This window comes from Ideonella margarita, assembly GCF_038066635.1.
GTDB classification, from domain to species: Bacteria; Pseudomonadota; Gammaproteobacteria; order Burkholderiales; family Burkholderiaceae_C; genus Ideonella; species Ideonella margarita.
Map to the genome: position 1 here is coordinate 104,617 of NZ_JBBUTI010000007.1, position 12,752 is coordinate 117,368.

Sequence of the window (12,752 nt, forward strand, 5' to 3'; positions counted from 1 at the left end):
GCGCCATGTTTTCCCGCCCCGTTCGTCCGTCCGTGCTGGCCAGCCGCGGCTTCCGCAAACGCCTCGGCAGCTTGTATGCCGGCTACACCGCCTGCTTCCTGCTGTTCGTGGGCATCATGGTGCTGCTGGAGCAATGGGGCTTGCCGCGGCGCTACATCGGCTTCGTGTTTCTGGCCGCGCCGGTGGTGGTGTACGCCGTGATCGGCGTGTTGTGCCGCACCACTGACGCCGCCGAGTACTACGTGGCCGGGCGGCGCGTGCCGGCGGTCTACAACGGCATGGCCACCGGGGCAGACTGGATGAGTGCCGCCTCGTTCATCGGCATGGCCGGCACGCTGTACCTGACCGGCTACGACGGCCTGGCCTACATCCTCGGCTGGTCGGGCGGCTATTGCCTGGTGGCGTTTTTGCTGGCGCCTTACCTGCGCAAGTTCGGCCAATTCACCATTCCTGATTTTCTCGGTGCGCGCTACGAGGGCAACCTCACCCGCTTCATCGGCGTGGCCGCGGCCATCCTGTGCTCGTTCATCTACGTGGTGGCGCAGATCTACGGCGTGGGCCTGATCACCACCCGCCTGACCAGCATCGCCTCCTTCGAGATCGGCGTGTTCCTCGGCCTGGGCGGCATCCTGGTGTGCTCCTTTCTGGGCGGCATGCGGGCCGTCACCTGGACGCAGGTCGCGCAGTACATCGTGCTCGTCATCGCCTACCTGGTGCCGGTGGTGTGGCTGAGCGTGAAGCAGACCGGCGTGCCCGTCCCGCAGGCGATTTACGGCCAGCAACTGCAGGCCGTGAGCGAGGCGGAAAAGCGCCTGAAGGCCGACCCGAAGGAGAAGGAAGTCATCGCCGCGCTGCGCCTGCAGGCCGATGAGCTGGGCTCCCGGCTGCGTGATGTGCCCTCAGCCATGGCCGCCGACGTGGAAACGCTGCGCCACCGGATTGCTGCGTTGAAGCAGGCGAATGCCCCCCAGCGCGACATCCAGGCGGCCGAGCGCGCCTTGCTATCGCAGCCCAAGACCGAAGCCGCCGCCCGTGAGTTGTGGACCGCCCAGCGGCTGGCGCTGGAAGAGCGGGCACGGCCCCTGGCCGGCATGCCCGACCATGCCCAGCAGTTCGCCGGCAACCCCGATGGCACGGTGGAAGAGCGCCGTGCCTTCGAGCTCTCGCGCCGCAATTTCATTGCGCTGGTGTTCTGCCTGATGGTGGGCACCGCGGCCCTGCCGCACATCCTGACGCGTTACTACACAACGCCGTCGGTGAAAGAGGCGCGCGAATCGGTGGCCTGGTCATTGCTGTTCATCTCGCTGCTCTACATCACGGCGCCCGCGCTGGCGGTGCTGGTGAAGTTCGAGATCTTCAACCATGTGGTGGGCCTGCCGTTTGCCGATCTGCCGGCCTGGGTCGCCAACTGGTCGAAGGTCGATGCCAACTTGCTGTCGGTGGTAGACATCAACCACGACGGCCTGCTGCAGCTGGGTGAAATCCGCATTGGCGGCGACATCATCGTGCTGGCCATGCCCGAGATCGCCGGCCTGCCGTACGTCATTTCGGGCATGGTGGCGGCCGGCGGGCTGGCGGCGGCGCTGTCCACGGCCGATGGCCTGTTGCTGACGATCGCGAATGCGCTCTCCCATGACATGTACTACCGCATGGTCGACCCCGAGGCCTCCACCGGCCGGCGGGTGATGATCACCAAGGTGCTGCTGCTGGTGGTGGCGCTGGGCGCGGCGTTCGTGGCAGCACAGCGGCCGGCCAATATCCTGTTCCTGGTGTCGGCCGCGTTTTCACTGGCGGGTTCGGCGTTTTTCCCGGCGCTGGTGCTGGGCGTGTTCTGGAAACGCGCGAACCGCTGGGGCGCGGCCGCCGGCATGCTGGCCGGCTTCTTCCTGACCTGCTGGTACATGGGCGCCACCCACCCGTGGCTGCGCGGGCTGCTGGGGGTGCAGGGGCCGGTGCAGCTGTGGTGGGGCATCCAGCCGGTGTCGGCCGGGGTGTTTGGCGTGCCGGTGGGCTTTGCGGTGACGATCATCGTCAGCCTGCTCACGCCGAAGCCGCCTGAGTCGATCCGCCGATTCGTCGAAGACCTGCGCTACCCGCGGGCCTGAGCCTGCGGCAGCATCGCCTGAATCAGGCGAGGAATCGGTGCAGCAGTGCTGCCAGCGCATCCGGCTGGTCGTGGTGCAGCATGTGCCCGCAGGGCGACAGCGTGTGCCGCTCCACCTGCCTGACGACGCTCAGGCGCGCATCAAATTCGCTGCGCGGATACCGGTCACCCCACCACTGAACGAGGTTGGTTTCATCACCGTCCACCCACAGCACGGGCGCGCTGATGCGCCGCCAGGTCTCCAGCACTTCCTCCACCTGATAGAGCAGGGCGCTGGGCCGCTTGTGGGCCGGGTCGCCCAGAATCTGCCAGCGGCCGTCGGCACCTTGCTCTGACCAATGGCGAGCCAGCCAGGCGGCGCGGTCAGCCGGCAGGCGGGGGTTGGTCTTGCGCAGGCGCTGGGCGACTTCGTCGAGGCTGGCGTAATCGCGCAGCACCTGCGGGGTCTGCAACTCGTTCAGCCACTGGGCCAGTCGGCCCGGGCCTTGGGAGGGCTTTGTGGCGGGCAAGCCAAAACCTTCGAGGTTGATGAGACGCCTGATGCGCTGGTCGCGCACGCCGGCGTAGCTCATCACGATGTTGCCGCCCATGCTGTGGCCGAGCAGGTCGATGGGCTGGTTGGCCTGCAAACCCAGCTCGGGTGACGCCAGCAAGCCGTCGAGGTCGCCCAGGTAATCGGCAAACCAGTAGCTGTCGGCGCCGTCGGGGCGCGTCAGGCCGTAGCCGCGCCAGTCGGGGGCGATGACGCAGCGCACCTCGCCCTCCAGCCGCGCCAGCGCGTCCACCAGAAACTGGAACGAGGCGCCGACGTCCATGTAGCCGTGGCCCATCACCAGGGCCGGCCGCTCCGGGGTGATGAGCGAGGTATCGCCCCACATCGTCACGTGGTAGCGCAGGCCGCGAACGGGCACGAAGAGGCTTCGGCCAGCGCGCAGGGGCTGGTAAACGGAGGTGTCGCTCATCGGCTGATGGTAGCCATCTGCGCGCTGCGGCGCTGTCGGCCCGGTGACAGAATCAAGGCATGACCCTCCATACCCCACTGCGCGCCGCCGAGCCTCGTGATGTGCCGGCCATCGTCGCCTTGATCACCGAGCTGGCCGTCTTCGAGAACCTCGCAGACCAGGTCGAAACCACGCCCGAGCGCCTGATGCCGCACCTGTTTGGCGAGCGACCCGCCGCGGAATGCCTGGTGGCCGAGGTTGACGGCGCCGTGGTGGCCTTCGCCCTGTTCTTCACCAATTTTTCAACCTTCAAGTGCAGGCCCGGCCTGTATCTGGAGGATCTGTACGTGCAGCCAGCCCACCGCGGGCGTGGGCTGGGTCAGACCTTTCTGCGCCAGCTGGCGGCATTGGCCGTCGAACGAGGCTGTGGCCGTTTTGAATGGTCGGTGCTGGACTGGAACCAGCCCGCCATCACGCTCTATCAGAAGATGGGTGCCACGGTGCTGCCCGACTGGCGAATCTGCCGGGTGACCGGCGATGGCTTGGCGGCTTTGGCCAGCCAGCAAGCGCAGCCTTGAGCTGCCGTTCAGCCTCGCTCAGCCGAGGCGGTCCCAGCGCGGCAGGCTGAGGCGGAAGCAACTGCCTTGCTCGCTGCTGTGCACGAGGGTCAGCTGGCCATCCATCGCGTCGCAGTAGGCCTTGCAGATGCTCAGGCCCAGGCCGAAGCCGCGGGCCGCGCCACGCTCGGCCCCCAGGCGGTTGAACGGCTCGAACAGGTGCGCCTGCTGCCGTGCGTCCAGCCCCAGCCCCTGGTCAGACACGTCCACCCAGATGCGCTGTGCGTCATGGCCGATGACCAGCCGCACTTCGCCTCGGAATCGGTTGTACTTGATGGCATTCGAGATCAGGTTGCACAGGATCTCGCGCACGCGGCGCGCGTCGCCACGGGCCATGGGCGGGGTGTCTTCTGGCTCGGTCATCTGCAGCTCCACCTGCAGCGGCCCGGTGGCCTGCTGGTTGAGTTGCAGTGACAGTCGGGCTTCATCGCGCAGGCTCAGGGCGGTCATGTCGAGCCGGAGATGCCCGGCTTCAGCGCGGTTGATTTCCAGCACCTCGTCGACCAGGCTGAGCAGATCCTGGCTGGCGCGCAGGATGTGGGCCAGGTAAGGCCGATGGGCCTCCGGCAGCGTGTCCAGATCGCCCTGCAGCAGCTGCGAAAACCCCATGATGGCGTTCAGCGGCGTGCGCAGTTCATGGCTGACCCGCGACAGCATCTGCGTCTTGGCGTCGCTCGCATCAGACGCCAGTTGCCGCTGCTGCTGTGCCACGCTCGCGCGCTGCTCGGCCAGCTGCCGGGCGGCACGATCGGTCAGGTCGGTGAGGGTGCACACCAGCACCTCATTGTCACGGTCGGCGTCCAGCACCGGCGCGTGGCACAGCTTGAGCTGCGCCACACGCGCCTCGCCCGTCAGGGGCTGCAGCAGCCATTCGTCGCGCTCGGTCTCACCGTTCTGCCGGACCTCCTGCAGCAGGTTGAGCCAGGTGCGGTCGGCGTCCGAGCCGGTCATGAAGCGCCGCAGCGCCATCGGTTGCAGCGGCAGCGGGTGGGGCAAGCCAAGGTAGCGGCAGGCGGCCTTGTTCGCCTCACGCAGCTGGCCCTGGCTGCCCAGCAGCAACGCAGGCACCGGCAGGGCTTCGAACAGCTTGGTGAACCAGCTCAGCACCGCTTCGGTGTGCGCCTGCAGGGCCTGCTGCTGGCGGGACTGTGCTTCGGTTTCGGCCAGGTGCAGCCGCAGCAGCTCGGCCATGGTCAGGCCGCCCTGGCCGGTGCCCTGGTCGAGCAGCGCGGCGGCGCGCTCCACATCGCCCTTGCGCAGCGCCTTCAGCGCCACCTCGGCCACACGTTCGTCAGGCTTGATGTTGTCCGGGGCATCGGGCCAGATCAAGGCGGGTTGGCGTGCGGCGGAATGTGGCATCAGTGTCAGGCTCCAGGGCCGGCAACGTTCGTGAACAGCGACGGATCAACCTGGTGGTGCGTGACCACCATGCCTTTGTCCGGCCCTTCGAGCGGCCGGGCCTGCATCACGAACCAGCGTTGCTCATCGGGGCTATGGCAGTCGTAGGCCAGCGAATAGCTGCTTCGTTGTCCTTGCAGCACCTCCTGCAAGCCCGCCAGCGCTTCCTGCGACTGCACCGTGCTGGATCGGGCCAGCACCGCGAGGTAGTTGGCGCCGACGTCACACAGGCCATTCGCGCCGTTGCCCTCGGCAAACCGGGCCCAGGCGCGATTGACGCGGCGGATGGTGCCCTGGCGATCGAGCACGGCGATGTGCTCAGGCAGCGAGTCGATCAGGAATTGCAGGCGGCTGGCGTCGCGCATGCGGGTGACGTCGATGAAGCTCACCACCACGCGGCGCGGCAAACCGGGCCGTGCGTTGTAGGCCACCAGACGCGCCAGGTAGTGACTGCCGTGCGGGCCGGGCACCTCGCGCTCGATCAGGTCTTCGCCGTCAATGCAGCGCCGCAGGTCAGGCACCAGCTCCGGGTACAGCAGCAGGCTGTTGAAGTCCTCGATGGAGCGGCCTGTGTCACCCGGACGCAGGCGGAACAACATGCCGGCTTCCGGCGTGAAACGCAGCAGAGCGAGTTGCGGGTCGATGAAGAGCGTGGCGATGCCGGTGGCCTGGGCCATGCCTTCGAGGTCGGCGTTCAGCGCATTCACCGCTTCTAGCTTGGCATTGAACTCGGCGTTGACGGTGTAGAGCTCTTCGTTGACTGACTGCAGCTCTTCGTTGGTCGATTGCAGTTCCTCGTTCGAGGACATCAGCTCTTCATTGGTCGACTGCAATTCTTCGTTCGACGACTCCAGCTCTTCGATCGTGGCCTGCAGGCTTTGCCTGGTCGCCGACAGCTCGCGCTCCAGCGTGATCAGGCTTTCGCCTTCGGTGAGCTGGCCCTCGCCGTTGAGGTTCGGCGACACCTCGGCCGGCGCTTCTTCAAGGGTCAGCAGCACGCAGTCGTCGGCATCGTCCTGGTCTAGCCGTCGCGCGAGCACGGTGATCCGCACCTGCTGGCCGTCAAGCTCCAGCTGCACCGGCACCGAGCGGTGCGGGCCGGCTTCACGCAGCGCCAGTTGCTGCACATGGGCGGCAACCGGCCCCAGCCGTTCCGGCAGCAGCCGGAAGACATCGAGCGTGCCACTGCCCTCGGGCATGCGCAGGTATCGGCGGGTCGTGCCCCAGGCATGCAGCAGCTGGCGCTGGCTGCTCACCAGGAAGCTGGCGGGCACGTAGTCCTGTACCAGCCTCAGCAAGCCTTCGTCGATCAGCGAGCTGGCCCGGCCGTTGCGGGCGTCGCCCACGGCCCGGCGCGGCGTGCCGCCGTTGCGCAGGAAGCCGTCGTGCAGGCCCGATGCGCCCAGCACGGCCCGCTCCAGCCGGTACAGTTTCTGGCTGTTGTTGATGATGCTGAAGTCAGGCTGCAGGCTGCCGAGTGACTCACTGCCGCCCAGAAACAAGGTACCGCCAGGCAGCAGCGCGTACTGCATGCGGCGCAACACACGGTCCTGCGCGTCTGCCTGGAAATAGATCAGCGTGTTGCGGCACACCACCACGTCCATGCGTGTGAAGGGCGCGTCTTCCAGCAGGTTGTGGCGGGCGAACAGCACCATCTGCCGCAACTCGGGCTTCACCACCAGCCGGTCGCCCTGGCGGTTGAAGTGCCGGTTCAGGCGTGCTTCGCTGATGTGGCCGAGCATGGCGACCGGGTAGCTGCCGGCTGCGGCCAGTTCCAGCACGCGGGGGTCCACGTCGGTGGCAAACACCTTGAAGCCAGGCCAGCTTTGCGCCGCCTCACAGGCTTCCAGCAGCGTGATGGCGAGCGTGTAGGCCTCTTCGCCGGTCGCGCAACCCGCGCACCAGATGCGCAGCGGCCGGTTGGCCGGGCGGGTGCGCAGCACAGGCTGCAGCACCTCCGTGGACAGAGCGTCAAACGCTTCAGGGTCGCGGAAGAAGCTGGTCACCGGAATCAGCAACTCACGCCGCAGGTGCTCCACCTCGGCGGGGGTGCGCTCCAGCATGTCGGCGTAATCGGACACGCTGGCCATCTGCGTCACCAGCATGCGGCGCTCGAGGCGGCGCATCACGGTGGGCAGCTTGTAATGGCTGAAGTCGATGCCGCAGTGGCTGAAGAGCTGGTCGAACACGCGCTGCAGGGCGGGCCGCAGCTGCTGCACTTCCAGAATGCCGCCCTGGGTCAGGCGGGTGCTGGTGCCGCCGGCAATGTCCACGGCCAGCCGCGCCAGGCCCGACGGTGGCAGGCAGGCATCGATCTGGGTATTGGCCAGCACGCTGCGCGGCATGCTGTCGAAGCGGGCGCTCTCGGGTGTCTGCACCAGCACATAGGCGCCGGCCTGGCGCAGGGCCTCGCAGCCCAGGCTGCCGTCAGAGCCCGAGCCCGACAGCACGATGCCGACCGCCCGTTCCGGGCAGGCCTTGGCCAGGGATTGAAAGAAGTGGTCGATCGGCAGCGCCAGGCCGTGGCTGGGGCGCGGCTCGAACAGGAGGGTGTTGCCCACCAGCGTCATCGAGACACCCGGGGGCAGCAGGTACACCGTTTCCTCGATCAGCTCGCATCCATCAACGGCGGCCTGCACCGACAGCGTGGTGTGCCTGGCCAGCAGCTCGACCATCATCGATTTGTGATCGGGGGCCAGGTGTTGCAGCACCACGAAGGCGCAGCGGGAGGGACGCTCGACCGCGTTGAAGAACTGTTGCAGCGCTTCCAGCCCGCCTGCAGAGGCGCCGATGCCAACGACCCATGGCCCTGTGTGACTCACGTCGGTGGTATCCCGGTCAGCGGCCATGTGCAACAGCGAAGGTCATCGATGGGCGCGATGGTAGCTTTGAACCGCGCCGAATGAAACCGATTGTTTTCGGCCTCTCCGATCGTCATCATGCCCTTTGTAAACGGGTGGAAGCCCCCTTCAAGCCGCCTTGCGTGGTCGGTAGCCTGCAGACATGGAGAACCCCTTGCAAGCGCCTGAGCAACATCCCCTGAAAAGCCGGCAACAACGTCGCGCCAAGCCAACTCGCGTGGCACCCCGAACCGTGGCGTCCACGGCCGGCAGATCCGCCGACCAGCATGACGCGCTGAGTGCGCAATTCCACTGGCATGTGCCTCGGCGCTTCAACCTGGCGCAGGTGTGCTGCAGCCGGTGGGCAGAGCAGCAGCCTGAGGCTGTGGCCATTCGCACCGAGCAGCCCGACGGCCACGTGCGGCTTCACACCTTTGCCGAACTGCAGCGGGCGGCCAACCAGGTGTCGCGCGCCTTGCGGCGCATGGGCGTGCAGCGTGGTGACCGCGTGGCCGTGGTGATGCCCCAACGCATGGAAACCGCGTTGGCGCACCTGGCCATCTGGCAGCTTGGCGCTGTGTCGATGCCCTTGTCGATTCTGTTTGGCCCGGAGGCGCTGGCCTGGCGCATCCAGGACAGCGGCGCGCGCTGTGCCGTGGTGGACGAATCGGCCCTCGGCAACCTCAACGCCGTGCGTGCTGAATGCCCGGAGCTGGCCCATGTGCTGGCGGTGGGCGGCGCCCAGGGGCAGGGTGATCTGGATCTGGATGCGGTGCTGGCCCGTGAGCCCTCGGCCTTCCGCGCCGTGAGCACCCTGGCTGACGATGCCGCCGTGCTGATCTACACCAGCGGCACCACCGGCCCGCCCAAGGGCGCGCTGATACCGCACCGCGCCTTGATCGGCAACTTGACCGGCTTCGTCTGCAGCCAGAACTGGTTGCGCAGCGGCAGCGGCAAACCGCCGAAGCGCCGCCTCGGACCGGGCGGTGCGCCGGCTGACGCCGTCTTCTGGAGCCCGGCAGACTGGGCCTGGACTGGCGGCCTCATGGACGCGCTGCTGCCGTGCCTGTACTTCGGCGTGCCCATCGTGGCCTGGGCGGGCCGCTTCGGGCCGGAGCACGCACTGGGCTTGATGGCGCGACACCGCGTCACCAACAGCTTCCTCTTCCCGACCGCGCTGAAGGCGATGATGAAGGCCGTGCCGCAGCCGCGCAGCACCTACCCGCTGAAGCTGCGCGCCATCATGAGCGCCGGCGAAGCGGTGGGCGACGCGGTGTTTCACTGGTGCCAGCAGGAGCTGGGCGTCACGATGAATGAAATGTTCGGCCAGACCGAGCTGAACTACGTGGTGGGCAACTGCAGCCAGACCGTGGGCACCGACGGCCACCCGGCAGCAGGCTGGCCGGCGCGGCCCGGCAGCATGGGCCGCGCCTACCCGGGCCACCGCATCGCCGTGATCGACGATGACGGGCAGGAATGTCCGCGCGGCACACCGGGTGACGTTGCCGTGCATCGGCGCGATGTACATGGCCATCCGGACCCCGTGTTCTTTCTTGGCTACTGGCGCCGCCCCGAGGCCACTGTGGCCAAGTACACGGGTGAGCCGGACAACAGCTGGTGCCGCACCGGCGACACCGCCGTGATGGATGACGACGGCTACCTCTGGTACCAGGGGCGCAGTGACGACGTGTTCAAGGCGGCGGGCTACCGCATCGGCCCGAGCGAGGTCGAGAACTGCCTGGTCAAGCACCCGGCGGTGGCCAATGCGGCGGTGGTGCCCAAGCCCGATGCCGAGCGCGGCGCGGTGGTCAAGGCCTATGTGGTGCTGGCGCCCGGGCTGGTGGGCAACACTGAGCTCATCGATGCGTTGCAGCAGCATGTGCGGGGTCGGCTGGCGCCGTACGAATACCCGAAGGAGATCGAGTTCATCGACGCGCTGCCAATGACAACCACCGGCAAGGTGCAGCGCCGGGTGCTGCGCTTGCAGGAAGAGGCCCGCGCGGCAGAGGCGCGTCAGGGCAGGGCTTGAAGCGTGACCTGATTGCGGCCCTGGCGCTTGGCGCCGTACAGGGCCGCATCGGCGCGGCGCAGCAGGGTGTCCATGGTGTCGCCGGGCCGGAAATCGGTCACGCCCACACTCACGGTCACCGGCTGCCCGTGTGAGAACCGGTACTGCTCCACGGCCGCGCGAATGCGCTCGGCCAGGTCCATCGCCCCGGGCAAGCCCACCCCGGGGGCGACCACCAGAAACTCCTCGCCGCCCCAGCGGCCGGCATGGTCGGAGGCGCGCAGCTGCGCACCCAGCACGGCGCTGAGTTCTCGCAGCACGTCGTCACCGCCGGCATGGCCATACTGGTCGTTGATGACCTTGAAGTGGTCAATGTCCAGCATCAGCACCGACAAGGTCTGTGCATGGCGGTTGGCCAGCGCCACATGCGACTGCAGCTGCTGCGTCAGGGCGCGGCGGTTCGGCATGCTGGTCAGCATGTCGGTGCTGGCCAGCGTCTCCATCACGGCGATGCGCTCTTGCGAGCGGATATAGCCGTTGCGCAGGCTGGCGATGGAGATCAAGCCCAGGATGAACACCCCGTGGGCCAGCGCCAGGTTGGCCGTGAGCACCGGCAACTGCGGGCCCCAGACCGTGAGATGCCCCATTGCGATGGCCACACCCACCGGCACGAACAAGGCTGCCATGGTGAGGCCGGCCAGAATCAGCGAGGCGCGCCGGGCCATCACCACGAAAGCAGCGGCGTAACCCAGCGGCATCCAGTGGGTGGTGGTAACCAGCGGAAAGATGCTGGACTGCAGATCACCCGTGAAGATGGCCATCAGCGCCGCTGCCACCAGGTAGGTGTTCAGCATGGCGCCACCGATCAGGTACACCACCTGGGGCTTGTCGGGGCGTCGGCGCAGCCAGAGAGCGAGCCCCGTGAACACCACCAGCATCAGCGGATAGAGCCAGCGGTCCCAGGTAGCGATCACACCCGTGACCGCTTCCAGCGGCCACAACACCGACAGCGCCGAAATGCCCGCCCAGAGCAATCGCCTGGTGATGGTCAATTCCCGCTGGGCCATGGTCTCCAATGGCGAAGCAGGCGAGGGAACAGAACTCATTCGCGCGGTTTCTTGACAGACAAGCACCGGAAGAAGGGTGCGGAGCGTGTGGGGAAGTGTCCCGTGTGACCGTGAGTAAACACCAAGCATTGTGGGGGAATTACGGATGCTTGTGGCACGAATGCGCAGGCAGCCGGGACCTTTGGCACACTCCGGGCATGCAAAAAATCCAACTCGGTCGCACCGACCTGCAGGTGACTCCCATTTGCCTCGGCACGATGACGTTCGGCGAACAGGTCGACATGGCCAGCGCCCACCGCATCCTGGACCGCGCGCTGGAGCGCGGCGTGAACTTCATCGACACGGCCGAGATGTACGCGGTGCCGGCCAAGGCTGAAACCTACGGCGCAACCGAAACCATCATCGGCGAGTGGTTCGCGAAGAACCCGGGCCTGCGTGACCGCGTGGTGCTCGCAACCAAGATCGCCGGCCCGAGCCGCAACATGGACTGGGTGCGGGCCGGCGCCGTTGATGTGACGCCGCAAGACTTCATCGATGCCTGCGACGCCAGCCTGCGCCGCCTGCGCACCGACGTCATCGACCTCTATCAGATCCACTGGCCGAACCGCAACGCACCGGCCTTCGGCGCGGTCTATTTCGATCCGGCCAAGGACACCGTCAACAGCAGCATCGAGAGCCAGCTGCGCGCGCTCGACACGCTGGTGAAGGCCGGCAAAGTGCGTCACATCGGCTTGTCGAACGAGACCCCGTGGGGCGTGATGAGCTTCCTGCACACCGCCGAGCGCCTGGGCCTGCCGCGCGTGGCCACGGTGCAGAACCCGTATGCGCTGACCAGCCGCGCCGTCGACAACGGCCTGGACGAAGTGATGGCCCGCGAGCAGGTGAGCCTGCTGGCCTATTCGCCGCTGGCCTTCGGCGCCTTGACCGGCAAATACGATGAGCCGGGCTTTGACCCGGCGCAGCCGACGCTCGGCCGCATCGCGAAGTTCGAGTCGATGCGCAAGCAGCGCTGGGCCCGTCCGGATGCGCTGGTGGCCGCCCGCGAGTACAACGCGCTGGCCCGCGCCCACGGGCTCACGCCGTCGCAGCTGGCGCTGGCCTTCTGCTACCGCAGCTGGCGCGTGGCCTCGACCATCATCGGTGTGACCAGCGAGGCGCAGCTCGACGAGTGCCTGGACGCCTGGACGGTGCAACTGTCGCCCGAGTTGCTGGAGCAGATCGACGCCATCCGCTGGCGCCTGCGTGACCCGGCGCAGTGATTTGAAGCATGGCCAAGAAGGACAAACACGTCAGCGAAACGCCGGCCACCCAATGGCTCAAGGCCAGGAAGGTGGCGTACACGGAACACGTCTACGACTACGTGGACCATGGTGGCACGGCCGAGTCGGCGCGCCAGCTGGGCCGCCCCGAGCACGAGGTCATCAAGACCCTGGTGATGCAGGACGACAAGGCCGAGCCGCTGATCATCCTTATGCACGGCGACAAGCAAGTCAGCCTCAAGAACCTCGCCCGCGCCATCGGTGTGAAGCAGGTGGAGCCATGCAAACCCGAGGTGGCGCAGCGCCACAGCGGCTACATGGTCGGTGGCACCTCGCCCTTCGGAACCCGCAAGGACATGCGGGTGTTCGTGGAGGCGACGGTGCTCGATTTGCCCGGCATACTGATCAACGGTGGCCGGCGGGGGTATCTCGTCGGATTGCCGCCTCAGGTGCTGGTTGAGTTGCTGGCTGCCAAGCCGGTGCAATGCGCCATCTGATCTGATCTGATTTTTCCTGAG

9 protein-coding genes are annotated in these 12,752 nt (G+C 67.2%); 5 read left to right on the forward strand and 4 right to left on the reverse strand.

All coding sequences use genetic code 11. The annotated features are described in order from the left end of the window. Positions 1-5 precede the first annotated feature (5 nt). On the forward strand, positions 6-2,105 hold the full coding sequence (locus AACH00_RS11500; RefSeq protein ID WP_341399279.1) for a VC_2705 family sodium/solute symporter: 2,100 nt from the start codon (positions 6-8) through the stop codon (positions 2,103-2,105). Between the two features lie 22 nt (positions 2,106-2,127). Here AACH00_RS11500 and AACH00_RS11505 read toward each other — a convergent pair whose 3' ends face one another. Continuing rightward, the gene (locus AACH00_RS11505) at positions 2,128-3,066 is read right to left on the reverse strand and encodes an alpha/beta fold hydrolase (RefSeq protein WP_341399280.1); all 939 of its coding nucleotides are present in this window, start codon (positions 3,064-3,066) and stop codon (positions 2,128-2,130) included. A 59-nt stretch (positions 3,067-3,125) separates the two neighbouring features. Between AACH00_RS11505 and AACH00_RS11510 the strand changes: the two genes are divergently transcribed. After that, complete coding sequence (locus AACH00_RS11510; RefSeq protein WP_341399281.1) at positions 3,126-3,623, forward strand: GNAT family N-acetyltransferase; 498 nt, start codon at positions 3,126-3,128, stop codon at positions 3,621-3,623. 18 nt (positions 3,624-3,641) lie between these two features. On the opposite strand, the gene AACH00_RS11515 is transcribed toward AACH00_RS11510, so the two are convergent. Then, positions 3,642-5,021, reverse strand: a complete 1,380-nt coding sequence (locus tag AACH00_RS11515) for a PAS domain-containing sensor histidine kinase (protein ID WP_341399282.1) — start codon at positions 5,019-5,021, stop codon at positions 3,642-3,644. 5 nt (positions 5,022-5,026) lie between these two features. Further along, complete coding sequence (locus AACH00_RS11520) at positions 5,027-7,909, reverse strand: CheR family methyltransferase (RefSeq protein WP_341399283.1); 2,883 nt, start codon at positions 7,907-7,909, stop codon at positions 5,027-5,029. Between the two features lie 154 nt (positions 7,910-8,063). Between AACH00_RS11520 and AACH00_RS11525 the strand changes: the two genes are divergently transcribed. Then, positions 8,064-9,929 (forward strand): acetate--CoA ligase, encoded by a 1,866-nt coding sequence (locus AACH00_RS11525; protein ID WP_341399284.1) that lies wholly within the window; start codon positions 8,064-8,066, stop codon positions 9,927-9,929. Here AACH00_RS11525 and AACH00_RS11530 read toward each other — a convergent pair. Next, positions 9,914-11,014 carry a GGDEF domain-containing protein gene (locus AACH00_RS11530; RefSeq protein ID WP_341399285.1) on the reverse strand — a complete coding sequence of 367 codons (1,101 nt, stop codon included), beginning with the start codon at positions 11,012-11,014 and terminating at the stop codon, positions 9,914-9,916. The genes AACH00_RS11525 and AACH00_RS11530 overlap by 16 nt on opposite strands. A 158-nt stretch (positions 11,015-11,172) precedes the next feature. Between AACH00_RS11530 and AACH00_RS11535 the strand changes: the two genes are divergently transcribed. Further along, positions 11,173-12,234, forward strand: coding sequence for an aldo/keto reductase (locus AACH00_RS11535; RefSeq protein ID WP_341399286.1), 1,062 nt, complete (start codon positions 11,173-11,175; stop codon positions 12,232-12,234). Between the two features lie 8 nt (positions 12,235-12,242). Next, positions 12,243-12,731 (forward strand): Cys-tRNA(Pro) deacylase, encoded by a 489-nt coding sequence (gene ybaK / locus AACH00_RS11540; protein WP_341399287.1) that lies wholly within the window; start codon positions 12,243-12,245, stop codon positions 12,729-12,731. Positions 12,732-12,752: the final 21 nt, after the last annotated feature.